The following is a 16,784-nucleotide window of genomic DNA, read 5'->3' on the forward strand; positions in this document are numbered from 1 at the left end:
AGAAGAAAAGAATGTGGAGGACTTATCTTATGAACCCAACAATAGAAACCTTACATAATCATCGATCGTACCGCAGCTATAAGGATAATCCTGTCGAAGCTGAAAAACTAGACTTGATTATAAAAGCAGCTCAATCTGCTCCATCATGGATTCATGGCCAGCAGGTTTCAATCATTGCTATCAAGGATGAACAACGAAAAAAAGAGCTCGCCCGCCTTTGTGGCAATCAAAAGCACATAGAAGAGGCTCCGTTATTCCTCGTGTTTTGTGCGGATTTTTATCGAGCTTCGCTTGCTGGAGAAATCGAGGGGAAAACGCTGGAGGCTCTAAACGATGTAGATTCCTTGCTTGTCGGAGCAACTGATGTGGGTCTTGGAATGGGTTATGCCATCGCTGCAGCCGAATCTGTAGGGCTTGGAACCGTCCCTATTGGCGGCGTCAGACGAAACTCTCTCGAAGTCGTTGAATTCCTACAGTTGCCAAAGCATGTCATTCCTATCTCAGGACTGTGTGTCGGATATGGTGCAGAAGATCCTGGACAGAAGCCGAGATTGCCAGTCGAAGCAGTTCTTCACGAAGAAACCTATAAGCAAGATCAAAAGGCTATTCTTGAGCAGTATAATAAAATAATGCCTGCCCCGTGGACCCAGCGTGTCGCAAGCTTTTATGAAAAAAGCTATTATGCCAATATTGCAAAGATGCTAAAGCAGCAAGGGTTTTCCTGTGACGATCTAAACTAAACTGCAGAGAAATCTGCAGTTTTTCTATTGAATGGAGAGGAATAAGAATGAAGATTACCAAACAAACTGCTGAACATTATAATTGGGGAGATAATTGTGACGGTTGGCATTTAGTCAAAACAAAGCACCTAAGTGTAATCCATGAACGAATGCCAGCCCATACAGAGGAAGAAAGGCACTATCGTTCTGCAGCACGGCAGTTCTTCCTTGTTTTGTCAGGAAGCGCGGTATTAGAAGTGGATGGTGAACGCATAACAATTCATTCGCAGGAAGGCGTGGAGGTTCCCCCTCAAGTTCCCCCTCAAATGATGAACGAATCTGATACAGACGTTGAATTTATAGTCATATCCCAGCCTGAGAGCAGAGGAGACCGAGTGATTGCACAAAGTATTTAATATAGAACATAAATAGGTTCTCATATTAACAGAGAACCTATCTTAGAGAGAGCGAAGATTATTTTTCATGAAGTCATAATTTCGGCATCGTCTTATTTAGTCCTATTCCCGTTCCTGTTACCACGAGACATGCTAGAGAGTATTAATGAGTGGCCTGTTGCCGCTCTCCGTATTTAAGCACCTTGAATATCGCCATCCCATCACTTAAATGGTCTTTTGAATATTGAACAGGGATAAGTGCGAAAAACGTATAATAGGCTGAGAAATACGAAAACTGATAGAAAAAAAGATGTGGCTCTAGTACGTTGTTGATAATCAAATTGTTGATCAAAAAAATTGTACCAAGATTAAAAATCGCCCCTCCAGCATAGACGAGAGCATTGGTTAAACGATTATCCAATTTCAATGAATTGTACTGACACAATGAATCAATAAAATACATGCTCTTTACTTTGATCGGGCCAATTTTCACCAAAAGATTTCCTAAGCCGATTTCCATTGAAGCCTTCCCGCCAAAAATAAAAGCGAAGAAGCTGTGCCCGGCAACATGGACAAGTGAAACGATCGGCAAGATGAGAAAAAACGACCAGAAAAACGTAATCAAATCTTTTAATTCAAACATTTCATCACCCTCTCTCTTGCTGAAAACATATTTTTCTTTTCCCGGTTTTCAACTACGAGATGCATGATGCGGGAAATGAATATGCTCCGAAATTCATTATCCCCCAATATAAGACATTTCAATTTTCTTTTTATCCACTGGCTTTGAAAGTGTACGGTCCACTGAGTATTGGTCGGTTCGGTTTTTCCAGATCCGGCTGATGAATTCAGTGATCTCTTCCTCTGTTTTTTCGCTTCGAATTAACTTCCTTAGGTCATGCCCGCTTGAAGCAAATAAGCAGGTAAACAGTTCTCCCCTGGCTGATAGCCTGGCTCTGTTGCAGGTTGAGCAAAACGCATCAGAAACGGAAGAAATGACACCTATTTCACCGTCCCCATCTGTGTAGCTGTATCTCGTCGCGACTTCCCCCTTATAATTTGGTGCAATCGGAGTGATTGGCATTTCTTTATGAATTCGCTCGATGATTTCTTGTTTCGTTAATACCGCTTTACGATTCCATTCGTTTGTATTTCCGACATCCATAAATTCGATAAATCGGAGGATTAGCCCTTGTTCTTTAAAATAATGAGCCATCGGGAGAATATCCTCTTCATTCACCCCTTTTTGGACGACCATATTGATTTTTACTCCTAAACCTGCCTTCCTGGCTGCTTCGATACCTTCCAGCACCTTTTTAATCGGGACACCGCGGCCGTTTATTCTTTTAAATCGGTCATCATCTAATGAATCGAGGCTGATCGTCACCCGGTTTAGACCGGCTTTTTTTAACCGCTCTGCATATATAGGGAGCAGCGTACCGTTGGTTGTCATCGCCAGATCGTTCAAACCTTCTATACGCGCTAGCATCTCTACTAATTGAGGCATATCCTTTCTCATTAAAGGCTCCCCGCCTGTCAGACGAATCTTTTCAACGCCAAACTTTTGAACGAATAAACGGGCAAGCCGCTCTAATTCTTCAAATGAGAGAAGTTCTTTTTTCTCAAGAAACGGATAATCCGGTCCGAATATTTCAGCTGGCATACAATACGTACATCGTAAGTTGCAGCGGTCTGTGACAGATATTCTTAAGTCCCTGAGCGGACGGTTTAGTTGATCAGTGATTGACTTTTCCACGAAGCTCACCTCCACTTTTTCTGTTCTTGATTGAACAATTTCTGACGAATCCGACAATTCTTCAGCAATTTTGTCATTGCAAGCCGAAAAGCCTGTGCTTTCATCTATTGTAAACTGTCTCTGATAAGTTCTTCACATAACAAACTCGTTAATGTTAATTATTATAAAAGTGTTTTACATTACTATACTCGTACATCCATGGTTTTTTCAAGTTATGGACAGAAAAAAACCGCTTATCTTTTGGATAAGATAAACGGTTTTAGGTTATTTTTTCGCCGTATACGTGTTGAGGAATTGATCGGATGGAGAAATTTCCACCCCTTTATAATAATACTTCACTATTTCTTCCGCGGTCTTGCCATCTTCGGCCAAATAATGTGCACCGTACTGGCTCATTCCGATGCCATGCCCGAAACCCTTTGTAGTAATTGTGATCGTGTCATTATTTCGTACCCACTGAAAGTCAGCTGATCTTAACCCTAGCTTTTCACGAATTTCTCTTCCGGTTAAGCTTTTTCCATTGATGACTGCTGTGGCCACCCTTTTGCCTGGTGTACGTGCAGTAATTTCGCCAATGCTGTTCCCGTCCTTCAGATTTACGCCAAGCTTTTGTTCAAATTCTGCGACAGAGAACTTTTTTGTATCCTTAAATTTTGGTGATTTTTCATCCCAGCTGCTTTTTACGCTTTTCAAATACTCGATTTTATTTTGCCAATAAGCTTCGGAATTTTCCGTATAACCATTGCTTGTAGAAAAGAATGAAGGTGAAATAGGCTTTCCATCATATGTAAGGATTTTCCCCTGGGTAGAAGCAACCGCGTCTGTAACTTTTTTGATTTTCTTATCAAAATTTTTCTTCCATGCTTTCTTCAATTCGGAATTGTTTTTATAAACTTGAAACATTTGTGTATCATCGACAAGCGACCCTTTTGGCGAGCTTACTGCTTTATTACCGGTCATTTGCCTGACAATATAGGTTCTTGCCGCCAGCGCTTGAGCTTTTAGCGCTTCCTCTTCGAAATCTGCAGGCATTTCGGATGCGACGACTCCTATAACGTATTCCTCCAATGGAATATTTTCCACTTCCTGCTTTGCTGTTCGGTACACAGAAACCGAAACTGATGAATCTTCCAGCTTAGGTACCCCCTTAGCTTGATTTTTCGGTGCCGCTCCGTTCGAACCTTCATGGAAAGGTAGGACAAGGATCGTCGGGATGAGAAGAATGATTAGACTTAATCCTGATAGTACTAGTGCCAATTTTTTCATAACAGCTGCCTCCATATTTTTTGTCTCTACTTTATTCATATGGGGGAGGACAAGCTAATATGACATCCAGTCCTTTTTGCAGTCCGATTGTTTTCATTATTTACGTATTCTTTTTTGCAAAAAAGTGCATACTGTTTTTAATGACTTTGCAAAAAAATCAGCATGCCACTCGGGTGACATACTGATCTATAAAAAAATTATTGCGAGCAAATCAGATGGTACTTACGTGAACCCCAATTATGCTTTTAAATCGGTTAAGCTCGTTAATTCAACGGCTGTTTCTTCAGTTACTCGTTCAATATCGGCTCCCAAGCCTGCAAGCTTGTTATGGAAATTGACATAGCCTCGATCTAAGTGCTTCAATTCGGTTACTCTTGTGTATCCATCAGCTGCCAGCCCGGCAAGAATAAGTGCGGCTCCAGCACGCAAATCGGTTGCAGCTACCTCTGCTCCTTGCAGAGGAACAGGACCATTGATAATAACCGAGCGACCTTCAATTTTGATATTACCATTCATGCGCCTAAATTCTTCTGCATGCATAAAACGGTTTTCAAACACAGTTTCTGTGATCATGCTCGTTCCGTTTGCGCATAATAGCAATGCCATCATCTGCGACTGCATATCAGTTGGAAATCCAGGATGCGGCATTGTTTTGATATCAATGGACTTTAATTGGTTGGGACCAATGACTCTGAGTCCCTCTCCTTCTTCGATAATGGTAACACCCATTTCCTGCATCTTTGCAATTAACGAGGTGAGATGTTCTGGAACTGCTCCTTGAACTAATACGTTTCCTTTCGTAATTGCAGCGGCTACCATAAAAGTTCCTGCTTCAATTCGATCCGGGATAATCAGGTGATGAGTACCCTTAAGCTTTTCCACACCTTCAATTTTTATTGTACCAGTACCCGCACCGCGGATTTTTCCGCCCATAGCATTAATATAGTTAGCAAGATCCACTATTTCCGGCTCTTTTGCAACATTTTCAAGAATGGTAGTTCCCTTTGCCAAAGACGCAGCCATGATTAAGTTTTCCGTAGCCCCTACACTAGGAAAATCAAGATAAACCTTTGCACCTTTTAGTCTGCCGTTTACTTCGGCTTCAATAAATCCGTTTCCTACTTTAATCTCGGCTCCCATTGCTTCGAAGCCTTTAAGATGCTGATCAATCGGTCTTGAACCAATTGCACATCCCCCTGGCAGAGCTACTCTGGAACGGCCTGTGCGAGCAAGCAGCGGGCCCATTACAAGCACGGAAGCACGCATTTTACGTACATATTCAAATGGGGCTTCAGTGGTTAACTCATATGATGCATCAATGACGACTTGATTGTTCTCAAAATGTACTTCTGCTCCTAAATGACGTAACACTTCATTAATTGTATATACATCGGAGAGCGTAGGCACATCACAAATTACGCTTTTTTCTTCACTGGCTAATAAGGATGCAGCGATGACTGGCAAAACGGCATTTTTAGCTCCTTCAACTTTCACTGTACCGTTTAACTTATTACCGCCGCGGACGATGATTTTTTCCAAAGTATTCCCCTCCGCGTCCATAATTCTATATATTAATATTCAGACGTTACGATTGGTGTTCCAATCACAATCATATGTTTTCCGCCCATTCCTGAGCTTCGAATCGCGATCTGCAGATTCATTTTATGATCAGCAGTCGATATATAATTTTTCCATCTCGTTGTATAAGCTGATATTGATACGAAATTTGGTTCATTTAGCTGTTCAACCGGCTCGGCAGAAAATTCATCTGCTAAATCTTTTGCTTTTTTTTGCAAAACAATATTCATCATACCATTTAACTCGCCTTTAAGACAAGAAAAAATTGTAACCTTCTCTTGAAGTATGTCGTAAACTTTCCGTTCAAACTGCTCATATGTATGACTCCAGTTATCCCGTACAAATGCTCCTGATTGCTCATACAATAAGTACGAGCTTGATGAATCGTTTTTGAGGGTTGAAACGAGCTGTAATTTCATGGTTGTCTGATTTTTTTCGTTATATAATATGCCTGTCGCCTTGACAACATGATCTTCTTCTTTTATCGACCACTTATATTGACGATATTGGGTCTCTAAATGTTTCATTTTTCGAAAAAAATCTTTTCTGTTCAACTGTAAGTTTTTCTTTGCATACAGTGTCCATTCCGTAATATCGGTGTCGTGTTTTTCCAATGCCTTTGCTAACTGGGAAAGCGGCGTTTCCTCTTTGGCCTGTAAGCTATGAACCACAATTATCGTGCCAATAAGAATAAGTGCAAAAACAAATGTTGATTTGAATTTATTTTTTACCATTTCGAATCATCCTCTCCTACTATCCATTCTTGCTCAGATAGCAGGAAAGCATACGTGGAAATCCTCGTCAAAACCCTTGTCGATTTGACGAATTGTGCTATATCCGTTAATTACCTTATACCCTAAAGGGCCTATTCAAAAACCTTTAGGGTTCTTCTAAAAAAGATAGGGAAGCTGTTGTGAATAATTTAAATAATCCAGGAAAAAATCACTTACAGTTGAACCGATCGCAATTGTCAGCAAAATCATAAGAAGCCTGGCCTGCACAATCATGCCTTTTCTAATGAGAGGATCGATGTTGACTGATTGAAGAGCCCACCAAGTGATTGCGAAAAAGACGAGGTGGACAATCATCCCAACGATAGCTTGTTGAGCGAGTATTTCCATTTCCTTAGCCTCCTTGAATTGCCCTTTCCTAGTATATTAGTAAGAGGGATAAAGATGATAAAATGATTATTGTCAGAATGTTTTAACAATGAGGGGGTATATGAAATACTTAAAAAAGGCAGTCCGTTATGGACCGCCCCTGTTCACGATGAGAAATCCCATCGTAATATTGCATTAACGGGCAGTAAGAACTTACTAGATTGCCCGATCGGTTCATCTAACAATCAGATTCAAGAACGAGGCAAAACAAAGTATGTCGAACCCCTGCTGATTGAAGGTTTACCTTATTTTCCGACAACGTCCAGCCTGTTAATTGCTCGCTTTAAAGCAAGCTCTGCCCGAACCAAATCAATTTCCTCCGATGCTTTGTTCAGACGCTCTTCTGCACGTTTTTTAGCTGCTTCTGCTCTTTCCACATCGATATTTTCAGCAGTTTCAGCTGCTTGGGCCAGAATATTGACTGTATCCGGACGGACTTCAAGAAAGCCTCCGGTGACTGCAACCAGCTTTAGTTCAGCATCCTTTTTCAGACGAACCGCACCTATCTGCAAAGGGGCTACAGTCGGGATATGGCCAGGCAAAATGCCGAGTTCTCCGCTTTCAGCTCTTACGCTTGCCATTTCAATATCAGCTTCATAAACAGGGCCGTCAGGAGTAACGATATTGACTTTTAAGGTCTTCATGCTTTTAACCTCCTAGGACGGTTTATACTTCTACACCCATATTTTTCGCATTCTCAATGACGTCCTCAATCCCGCCGACAAGACGGAATGCATCTTCCGGAAGATGATCATATTTGCCTTCAAGAATGGCTTTAAATCCTGCTACTGTATCTTTTACTTGTACGTAAGATCCTTTTTGTCCGGTAAACTGCTCGGCTACGTGGAAGTTTTGCGACAAGAAAAACTGGATTCTGCGCGCACGTTGAACGACAAGCTTGTCTTCATCAGAAAGCTCATCCATGCCAAGAATCGCAATAATGTCTTGCAGTTCTTTATAGCGCTGGAGAGTCTGCTGCACCCTGCGAGCCACTTCATAATGCTCTTCACCGACAATTTCGGGAGAAAGCGCTCTTGAAGTCGAAGCAAGCGGATCAACTGCTGGGTAAATACCCATTTCTGATAATTTACGTTCTAGGTTTGTCGTTGCATCCAAGTGAGCAAACGTCGTAGCCGGAGCCGGGTCAGTATAGTCATCGGCAGGTACATAGATCGCTTGGATCGACGTAACAGAACCTACGTTTGTTGAAGTAATCCGTTCTTGCAGCTGTCCCATTTCTGTCGCAAGCGTAGGCTGATAACCAACGGCAGAAGGCATACGGCCTAGCAGGGCAGAAACTTCAGAGCCAGCTTGTGTAAAGCGGTAAATGTTGTCGATAAAGAACAGTACATCCTGTCCTTGTTCATCACGGAAATGTTCAGCCATTGTCAAGCCCGTTAAAGCTACACGCATACGTGCTCCAGGAGGCTCGTTCATTTGGCCGAATACCATCGCTGTTTTTGTAATAACGCCTGAATCGCTCATTTCGTGGAAAAGATCATTTCCTTCACGAGTACGCTCTCCGACGCCGGCAAATACAGATATTCCGCCGTGCTCTTGAGCGATGTTGTTAATTAACTCTTGGATTAATACCGTTTTACCTACACCGGCTCCGCCAAATAAGCCGATTTTACCGCCCTTGATGTAAGGAGCCAGCAAGTCAACGACTTTAATGCCGGTTTCAAGAATCTCAACCTCAGTAGATAGCTGATCAAATGCCGGAGCTTGTCTGTGGATCGGATCTTTTTTTACATCCGCTCCAACTGGTTCATCTAAATCAATGTTTTCACCTAATACATTGAACACACGGCCGAGTGTTGCGTTTCCGACCGGTACAGAGATTGGAGCTCCCTGGTCAGCTACTTCCATTCCGCGAGTAACTCCATCCGTAGAATCCATCGCAATCGCGCGAACGGAATCATCACCCAAATGAAGGGCAACTTCTAATGTTAATTCAATACTTTGTTCATTTTCACTTTGAGCTTTATGTGAAATTTTTAGTGCGTTATAGATATCAGGCAGATGACCGTCTTCAAATGTTACGTCGACGACAGGTCCCATCACCTGGCTTACACGTCCTTTATTCATCGCTTTCCCTCCTATCAAACTACGGCTATTCTAAAGCAGCTGCACCGCCGACGATTTCTGTAATCTCTTGAGTAATCGCTGCTTGGCGTGCGCGGTTGTATGAAAGTGTAAGAGAATCAATAATCTCTTTTGCATTGTCGGTAGCGTTTTTCATCGCCGTCATTCTTGCTGCATGCTCACTTGCTTTGCTGTCGAGCAACGCACCATAAATAAGGCTCTCGGCATACTGAGGCAAGAGAACCTCCAATATGCTTTCCTCTGAAGGTTCAAATTCGTAGCTTGCCGTCTTCTTACCCGTCGCAAGATCCGTTAGCGGAAGTAATTTTTTTTCGGTTACTTCCTGAGCTATTGCGCTCACATAGTGGTTATAGAAGATGTACAGCTCATCAAACGTTTCATCGGTGAACATTTGCAGCGTCTGGTAGGTTAGATCCTTAACTTCCATGAAAGTCATCTCATCACTAATGCCGGTTTTTTCGGCGATGACTGGCACTCCACGTTTTTTGAAGAAGTCTCGGCATACTTTACCTACTGCGATGACAGCATACTCATCCGTTGATTTATGGCGCTTGTTGATTGCCTGATAAGCTCCTCTAAGTACGTTAACGTTAAATGCTCCTGCCAATCCGCGGTCAGATGTAATGACAACATATCCGGTCTTCTTCACCGGGCGCTTTTTTAGCATGGGGTGGGTCGCGTCGCTCGTGCCAAGCGCAACATTCGCTACAACTTCCTGTATTTTTTCCATATAAGGGACAAACGCCTTTGCACTGTTCTCCGCACGGTTTAATTTAGAAGCCGAAACCATTTGCTGGGCTTTTGTAATTTGGCTCGTTTTTTTATTCGAGTTGATCCTTGATTTTATATCCCGTAATGAGGCCAAAAGGTTTCACCACCTTATTTTTGCGTTCTCGTATTTTTTGAAAAGAGAGAAAAAGATCACTGCTTTTTCTCATCTTTTTAATTCAGTTCAGCTGCTAGGCGCAAACGTGTGTTTAAATGCCTCAATGGCTCCTTTGAACTCTGCATCTTCAGGAAGGTTTCCTGTCGTTTTGATCGATTCAAGAAGCCCTTTGTGATTTTGTTCAAGGAACATAAAGTATTCTTCTTCAAAGCGTTGAATATCGGCTACCGGAACGTCATCAAGGTATCCTCTTGTCAATGCATAAAGAATTGCAACCTGTTTCTCGACACGGAGCGGCTGATGCAATCCTTGTTTTAGAACTTCAACAGTACGCGCACCGCGATTCAGCTTCGCTTGGGTTGCTTTGTCCAAATCAGATCCGAACTGGGCAAAAGCTTCAAGCTCACGATATGATGCAAGGTCAAGACGCAAAGTACCGGCTACCTTTCTCATCGCTTTAACTTGTGCGGATCCTCCAACACGCGAAACTGAAAGTCCCGGGTTAACCGCTGGACGTACTCCTGAGAAGAACAAATCAGACTGAAGGAAGATTTGGCCGTCAGTAATCGAGATAACGTTTGTTGGAATATACGCCGAGATATCGCCAGCCTGTGTTTCAACGAACGGCAAGGCTGTCATAGACCCGCCGCCAAGTGAATCATTTAACTTGGCCGCACGCTCGAGTAAGCGGGAATGAAGATAGAAAACATCTCCAGGGAACGCTTCACGGCCTGGCGGGCGACGAAGAAGCAAAGAAAGTTCGCGGTAAGCATTCGCCTGTTTTGAAAGATCATCATAAATAACCAAAACATGCTTTCCGTTGTACATGAATTCTTCACCCATCGTTACCCCTGCATAAGGAGCAAGGAACAGCATCGGTGCTGGCTGGGATGCAGAAGCGGTTACGACGATTGTATAATCAAGGGCACCGTTTTTGCGTAATGTTTCTACAACACCTCGTACAGTCGATTCCTTTTGTCCGATTGCTACGTAGATACAGATCATATCCTGATCTTTTTGATTGAGGATCGTATCGATCGCTACAGATGTCTTACCTGTTTGGCGGTCTCCGATGATTAACTCACGCTGGCCGCGGCCGATTGGAATTAACGCATCGATAGATTTAATACCGGTTTGAAGCGGTTCGTGAACCGATTTACGCGCCATGACGCCAGGTGCTTTGCTTTCGATCGGGCGAGTTTTGCTCGTTAAGATCGGTCCCATGCCATCAACTGGCTGTCCAAGAGAGTTCACGACACGTCCGATGAGCTCCTCACCGACTGGAACCTCCATGATACGTCCTGTCCGTTTCACTTCGTCTCCTTCGCGAATTCCCTTGTAAGAACCGAGGATAACGATACCTACGTTTGACGTCTCAAGGTTTTGAGCGAGACCCATGACACCATTGGAAAACTCAACAAGCTCTCCTGCCATTACATGGTCTAATCCATGAACACGGGCAATACCGTCTCCGACTTGTATGACAGTACCTACATCATGAACTTCGATCTCTGATTGGTAATTTTCTATTTGCTGTTTAATTAACGCACTAATTTCTTCAGCTTTGATGCTCATTTAGGTTTCACCCCTTCTACGATATTTCTCCTGACAGCTGACGTTCGATACGGGCTAATTTGCCGCTGATACTGCCGTCATAGATTCGGTTTCCAATGCGGATTTTCACACCGCCTATTAAATCCGGATCGATCTCGTTGCGTACGCGAAGAGAGAAAACTCCGGCTTTTTTTGCAAAAACTTCAGATAGAGCGGTAAGCTCTTTTTCCTGTAACGGCTTTATTGAATAGACGATTGCATCTTCTCGTTCGCGAATCTTATTCGCAAGACTGGAGAAGTCCACGGCAAGCTCAGGAATTGCCCGTATTCTGTGGCGGTCTATCATTAAAAACAATGTGTTAAGAACCGGTTCAGATATGGCTGCAAACGACTTTTTGATCAGCGTTTTTTTTGATTCGGCGGAAACTTTAGGATTGAGTAACAGGTTTATTAGCTGATTTTCAGCCAAAAACACCTCTCTCACAACCTGAAGTTCTTCTTCAATTTCGTTTAAAGCAGAGCGTTTAAGCGCAATCTCAAACAAAGCAGTTGCGTATGGCTTGCTGATATCTGATCCGCTCATCGGCTTTCTCCGATTTCTTTCAGGTAATCCTGAATCAGCTGCTCTTGGGCTTGTTCATCAAGCTCTTTTTCAATAACCTTCGAGGCAACCAAGACAGACAAGGAAGCAACCTGTTCACGCAGCGCTGAAACTGCCTGCTCTCTTTCCTTGACAATCTCTTGTTTCGCTGATTCCTTTAAACGCTCTGATTCATTACGTGCTGCTTGGATAATCTCGCTTTTTTGCTGTTCACCCAGCTTTTTCGCATTCTCGATCAGGCTTTGAGACTCTGCTCTCGCCTTTTTCAAAAGCTCCTGCTGCTCTTCAATCATCTGCTTCGCTTCCGCATTTCGTTTTTCAGCGGACGTAATCTCGCTGGCAATATGATCCTCACGCTGCTTCATCACATTCAAAAGCGGCTTTAAAGCATATATTTTCAGCAGCCACAGCAATACCAAGAAGGCTGCTATTTGAAATAAGATATCTCCGCCGTTAAAATCTAACCCACCGGCTCCTAAAACCAAAGGTGCTTTTACCATCGTTCTAACGTCAACTCCCTTCCACAGTCTTAGCTGAATTCTATGGATTTCGATTTCATCATACATAAAGGAATGGCGAAGGTTCGCTTGGAATGTTCTTCGCCATCTCGTTTTTCATATAAGGCTTTCTTATAAAAAGAATGCAAGCAATGCGATAACCGCAGCAATAATCGGTACAGCTTCTACTAGAGCGACCCCGATAAACATTAACGTACGAAGTTGTCCCGCTGCTTCAGGCTGACGAGCAACTCCCTCAACTGTTTTTGATACGATAAGTCCGTTACCAATACCTGCACCTAGTGCAGCAAGTCCAATTGCAATTGCAGCTGCCAATAAATTCATTATAAAATCCTCCTTTAAATTATATCGATATATGGATATGGGTTTCTAATTAGTGGTCATGGCTCACTTTATGTGCCATATATACCATTGTTAACATGGTGAATACAAACGCCTGGATTGTTCCGATAAATAAACTGAATGCCATCCAAGCAAGGGTAAGCGGGAAAGAACCGATCGTTCCCAGCAAGCCAAGAAAAACGTTTTGAGTATAAAAATTAGTTGCAAGACCCGCAAGCAAGCCGAGCAGGATCTCTCCGGCAAATATGTTTCCATAAAGCCGCAATCCAAGAGTAAGAGTGTTTGCAAACTCTTCAATGATTTTCAATGGGAACAAAAATTTAATCGGGCTGAAATAATCTGAGAAATAGCCTTTTGCACCCTTCATTTTCACCCCGTAATAATGGGTCAAACAGACAACCATTACAGCAAGAGTTAAGGTTATCGCAGGGTCTGCCGTAGGTGATTTCCACCAAAGATTGTGGCCCTCGGTAATCGCCATTGGCAAGCCAAGCATGTTGGAGACAAATATGTACATAAGCAGTGTGACACCAAGTGCTAAAAAGTTTGCACCCGTCTTCCAATCCATCGTACTGCTGATAATGCTGCGAACGAAATCTATAATCCATTCCATCGCATTTTGCATACCTGTTGGACGCATGGCAAGTCTTCTTGTCCCAATTACCGCAATGATAAAGACAATAACGCTAGCCACTGTTATCATCAGGACATTCGACAAGTTAAATGTGAGTCCTAAAAACTCCCATGTCTGAGCTCCGTGTGTCAATGGGTATTCACCTCACTTTCGCCGATGAACGTTTTAGTTGGATAAAGGAATCTATCAAAATAACAGGATAAATCATCATCAATCCAACAATGACTGCCACCATGTTAAACTGATCTGAAAAGCGGTAGGCGATAGCTACTGCAATAACAGCATTCGCTATTCTGGCGGCAGAGCCAACAGACCTGAATGCCTTGCCGTTTTCTGCTGCTTGTCCAAAAGCCTTCATTCTTCTGACCAATAACCATAGATTCATCATGCTGAACACAGTTCCCAAAATGAGTCCCTGGAATTCGGTCTTGAACATTGTAAATCCAGCACCTAAAAAGCAGACTGCCAAAATAAAAAACAAATACTTAAGTTGTCTGCGAAGCATTAGGCTGGGATCGCTCATCTACTACTCAGTCTCCTGATGAAAATATTGTGTTTCTCCGGGGAATAGTCTGCAGGAAAAACCCTTACAGAAAAACCCAGATGAAGAATAAAGTGCTTTTAACAAAGGTGAAAATAAAACCAACCATCCAGCCATCTCCCCATAAAAGGCAGCAGCCACATTCGAAAGATTTAATAATAGGCCAAAAGCCATACGGATGATGAGGTTTATTCTCATAAAAAAGGGCATATACCAGGGGAGTTAAAGGGGGTATGAAAACCTTATCAAATTACCCTTGTTTAGCATACAATAGCGCCTATTGTATGTCAATCTGTTTAAAGTTAAAAAACCGTTCGCATCTAAAGGCTACACAGAATGTTCACATTTTTAGCAAAAACAGAATTGTACAAGTTCACTGCCTATTCTTTTTTGTGCGAACTACTTACAGGTAATGACATTGATCGAGACGTTCGACCCGATAATATCATTCTCCTAAATCATTTTAGAACATAAAAAAGAGAGACAGGCCAAGCCTCATCCCTCTAAATACCATCTTTTTCCCGTTACTTCGTTCCAAACATGCGGTCTCCTGCATCACCAAGTCCGGGAATGATGTATCCTTTTTCATTCAGCTTTTCATCGAGTGCTGCGATATAAATGTCAACGTCAGGGTGATACTTTTGAACTTCTTCTACACCTTCCGGGGCTGCAATTAAGCACATAAAGCGAAGATTTTTCGCTCCTCTTTTTTTCATGCTGTTCAAAGCTTCAACCGCAGATCCTCCTGTCGCAAGCATTGGATCGACAACGATAAATTCGCGTTCTTCGACGTCAGATGGAAGCTTGACGTAATATTCAATCGGCTTTAGCGTCTTAGGATCACGATAAAGTCCGACGTGGCCTACTTTCGCAGCAGGTATCAGCTTTAGAATGCCGTCAATCATTCCCAGCCCCGCTCTTAAAATCGGAACGACTCCCAGCTTCTTTCCGGAAATGACTCTGGATTTTGCCTTCTGAACCGGTGTTTGTACGTCCACCTCTTCCGTTGACAAATCTCTTGTTATTTCAAAAGCCATTAAAGTAGCAACTTCGTCCACCAATTCTCTGAATTCTTTTGTTCCCGTATTTACATCACGGATGTATGTAAGCTTATGCTGAATCAACGGATGATCAAACACATATACCTTTCCCACTATCCTTCACTCCTTCTTATTAAGCAGCAGGCCGCTCTCATCTTACACTTCAATTGATTCTACAAAAAAAGACAACAGTTTTCAACGATTGAGTGAAATAGGCATTTTTTTCTAAATAAAAACCTGATTTCCTTTTACAGAAATCAGGTTAATTTTCTTAATAATCAATTTCAGAATAAAGCGGGAATTTTTCTGTCAAAGACTCTACGCGTTGTGCAGCTTCTTTAAGTTTTTCTTCGTCTTCCGGATTTTTAAGGGCTAGTGAAATAATTGCCGCGATTTCATCCATCGCTTCTAAGTCAAAGCCTCTCGCTGTCACTGCAGCTGTTCCGATGCGAATTCCGCTTGTTACAAATGGGCTTTCCGGGTCAAAAGGTATTGTGTTTTTGTTTACGGTAATTCCAATCTCATCAAGCACATGTTCAGCAGTTTTTCCGGTAATGCCCAACGATCTGACATCAAGCAATACTAAATGGTTGTCCGTTCCGCCGGAAACAAGCTGGATTTCTTCTTTTAACAAAGCCTCTGCCAGTCTGTTCGCATTTTCAACGACTTGTTTTGAATAGTCTTTAAATTCGTTTGTTAATGCTTCTCCGAACGAAACTGCCTTTGCAGCAATAACGTGCATCAGCGGTCCGCCTTGGATTCCAGGGAAAATTGACTTATCAATCTTTTTGCCGAATTCTTCCTTACATAGGATCATGCCGCCGCGAGGTCCGCGCAATGTTTTGTGAGTAGTCGTTGTAACAAAGTGGGCATGAGGAACCGGGTTCGGATGAAGTCCTGTGGCGACAAGGCCGGCGATATGAGCCATATCAACCATAAAATACGCCCCAACTTCGTCTGCTATCTCACGGAATTTTTCAAAATCGATGACGCGTGGATAAGCACTTGCACCAGCAACAATCAATTTAGGTTTATGTTTAAGGGCTTTTTCACGGACATCCTGATAATCAATAATGTGGGTATCCTTGTCTACTCCGTATTCAATGAAGTTGTACTGTACACCGCTGAAATTAACAGGGCTGCCGTGTGTCAAATGTCCGCCGTGAGAAAGATTCATACCGAGCACTGTATCGCCAGGCTCTAAAATTGTAAAATATACTGCCATATTGGCTTGAGCGCCTGAATGAGGCTGAACATTTACATACTCTGCACCGAATATTTCCTTCGCACGATCTCTGGCAATATCCTCTACAACATCAACATATTCACAGCCGCCGTAATATCTTTTTCCGGGATATCCTTCGGCATATTTATTCGTTAAGACGGATCCTTGAGCTTCCATCACAGCCTCAGATACGAAGTTTTCAGAAGCAATCAATTCAATTTTAGACTGCTGGCGCTTACGCTCATTCTGAATCGATTGAAACACTTGCTTGTCTTGCTCAGGTAAATATTTCATATGCAAATTCCTCTCCTATCGACATCCGTGTTGTCATATTTTATTCCATAACTATTGTACATGTTTTTTCTGCAAAATGTAAAAGTTTTTTTAAAATAATTGCATTTTCAACCCCAAAACCGAATATTAGAATAAAATAAAATAATGATAGTTCGTTATTCAATAGGAT

Annotated in this window: 19 protein-coding genes; 2 read left to right on the forward strand and 17 right to left on the reverse strand. The window is 42.5% G+C overall.

Translation table 11 applies throughout. The features are described 5' to 3' along the window. The first annotated feature begins 29 nt into the window (after positions 1-29). Positions 30-740 (forward strand): NADPH-dependent oxidoreductase, encoded by a 711-nt coding sequence (locus tag AM592_RS14895; protein WP_053604528.1) that lies wholly within the window; start codon positions 30-32, stop codon positions 738-740. Between the two features lie 47 nt (positions 741-787). Continuing rightward, positions 788-1,135 carry a cupin domain-containing protein gene (locus AM592_RS14900; protein ID WP_053604529.1) on the forward strand — a complete coding sequence of 116 codons (348 nt, stop codon included), beginning with the start codon at positions 788-790 and terminating at the stop codon, positions 1,133-1,135. A gap of 142 nt (positions 1,136-1,277) precedes the next feature. Here AM592_RS14900 and AM592_RS14905 read toward each other — a convergent pair whose 3' ends face one another. The 17 genes from AM592_RS14905 to glyA form a co-directional block, all read right to left on the reverse strand. Next, the gene (locus AM592_RS14905; protein WP_053604530.1) at positions 1,278-1,757 is read right to left on the reverse strand and encodes a hypothetical protein; all 480 of its coding nucleotides are present in this window, start codon (positions 1,755-1,757) and stop codon (positions 1,278-1,280) included. Between the two features lie 96 nt (positions 1,758-1,853). Then, complete coding sequence (gene moaA / locus AM592_RS14910) at positions 1,854-2,870, reverse strand: GTP 3',8-cyclase MoaA (protein WP_225970239.1); 1,017 nt, start codon at positions 2,868-2,870, stop codon at positions 1,854-1,856. A 264-nt stretch (positions 2,871-3,134) separates the two neighbouring features. Then, positions 3,135-4,136 carry a stage II sporulation protein D gene (gene spoIID / locus AM592_RS14915; protein WP_053604531.1) on the reverse strand — a complete coding sequence of 334 codons (1,002 nt, stop codon included), beginning with the start codon at positions 4,134-4,136 and terminating at the stop codon, positions 3,135-3,137. 237 nt (positions 4,137-4,373) lie between these two features. After that, complete coding sequence (murA, locus tag AM592_RS14920) at positions 4,374-5,675, reverse strand: UDP-N-acetylglucosamine 1-carboxyvinyltransferase (protein ID WP_053604532.1); 1,302 nt, start codon at positions 5,673-5,675, stop codon at positions 4,374-4,376. 32 nt (positions 5,676-5,707) lie between these two features. Next, positions 5,708-6,448, reverse strand: coding sequence for a YwmB family TATA-box binding protein (locus AM592_RS14925; protein WP_053604533.1), 741 nt, complete (start codon positions 6,446-6,448; stop codon positions 5,708-5,710). 156 nt (positions 6,449-6,604) lie between these two features. Beyond that, positions 6,605-6,835: a DUF1146 family protein gene (locus AM592_RS14930; RefSeq protein ID WP_053604534.1), complete on the reverse strand. Its 231-nt coding sequence runs from the start codon at positions 6,833-6,835 to the stop codon at positions 6,605-6,607. A 284-nt stretch (positions 6,836-7,119) separates the two neighbouring features. Further along, the gene (locus AM592_RS14935; RefSeq protein ID WP_053604535.1) at positions 7,120-7,518 is read right to left on the reverse strand and encodes a F0F1 ATP synthase subunit epsilon; all 399 of its coding nucleotides are present in this window, start codon (positions 7,516-7,518) and stop codon (positions 7,120-7,122) included. Between the two features lie 22 nt (positions 7,519-7,540). Then, entirely contained in the window at positions 7,541-8,962 is a 1,422-nt protein-coding gene (gene atpD, locus AM592_RS14940; protein WP_053604536.1) for a F0F1 ATP synthase subunit beta, read from the reverse strand. A gap of 25 nt (positions 8,963-8,987) precedes the next feature. Continuing rightward, positions 8,988-9,845 (reverse strand): ATP synthase F1 subunit gamma, encoded by an 858-nt coding sequence (gene atpG / locus AM592_RS14945; protein ID WP_053604537.1) that lies wholly within the window; start codon positions 9,843-9,845, stop codon positions 8,988-8,990. 87 nt (positions 9,846-9,932) lie between these two features. Continuing rightward, entirely contained in the window at positions 9,933-11,441 is a 1,509-nt protein-coding gene (gene atpA, locus AM592_RS14950) for a F0F1 ATP synthase subunit alpha (protein ID WP_053604538.1), read from the reverse strand. Positions 11,442-11,457: 16 nt separating this feature from the next. Then, positions 11,458-12,003 carry a F0F1 ATP synthase subunit delta gene (locus AM592_RS14955; RefSeq protein WP_053604539.1) on the reverse strand — a complete coding sequence of 182 codons (546 nt, stop codon included), beginning with the start codon at positions 12,001-12,003 and terminating at the stop codon, positions 11,458-11,460. Then, positions 12,000-12,521 carry a F0F1 ATP synthase subunit B gene (gene atpF / locus AM592_RS14960; protein WP_053604540.1) on the reverse strand — a complete coding sequence of 174 codons (522 nt, stop codon included), beginning with the start codon at positions 12,519-12,521 and terminating at the stop codon, positions 12,000-12,002. Before atpF ends, AM592_RS14955 begins: the two co-directional genes overlap by 4 nt. A 129-nt stretch (positions 12,522-12,650) precedes the next feature. After that, the gene (gene atpE, locus AM592_RS14965) at positions 12,651-12,863 is read right to left on the reverse strand and encodes a F0F1 ATP synthase subunit C (RefSeq protein ID WP_053604541.1); all 213 of its coding nucleotides are present in this window, start codon (positions 12,861-12,863) and stop codon (positions 12,651-12,653) included. 49 nt (positions 12,864-12,912) lie between these two features. Continuing rightward, positions 12,913-13,647 carry a F0F1 ATP synthase subunit A gene (gene atpB / locus AM592_RS14970; protein WP_053604542.1) on the reverse strand — a complete coding sequence of 245 codons (735 nt, stop codon included), beginning with the start codon at positions 13,645-13,647 and terminating at the stop codon, positions 12,913-12,915. A 7-nt stretch (positions 13,648-13,654) separates the two neighbouring features. Then, on the reverse strand, positions 13,655-14,038 hold the full coding sequence (locus AM592_RS14975) for an ATP synthase subunit I (protein ID WP_053604543.1): 384 nt from the start codon (positions 14,036-14,038) through the stop codon (positions 13,655-13,657). 542 nt (positions 14,039-14,580) lie between these two features. Further along, a complete protein-coding gene (gene upp / locus AM592_RS14980; protein ID WP_053604544.1) occupies positions 14,581-15,210 on the reverse strand; it encodes a uracil phosphoribosyltransferase in 630 nt (209 codons plus the stop codon). 157 nt (positions 15,211-15,367) lie between these two features. After that, positions 15,368-16,615, reverse strand: coding sequence for a serine hydroxymethyltransferase (glyA, locus tag AM592_RS14985; protein ID WP_053604545.1), 1,248 nt, complete (start codon positions 16,613-16,615; stop codon positions 15,368-15,370). Positions 16,616-16,784 lie beyond the last annotated feature (169 nt).

It is taken from the genome of Bacillus gobiensis (assembly GCF_001278705.1).
GTDB classification, from domain to species: Bacteria; Bacillota; Bacilli; order Bacillales; family Bacillaceae; genus Bacillus; species Bacillus gobiensis.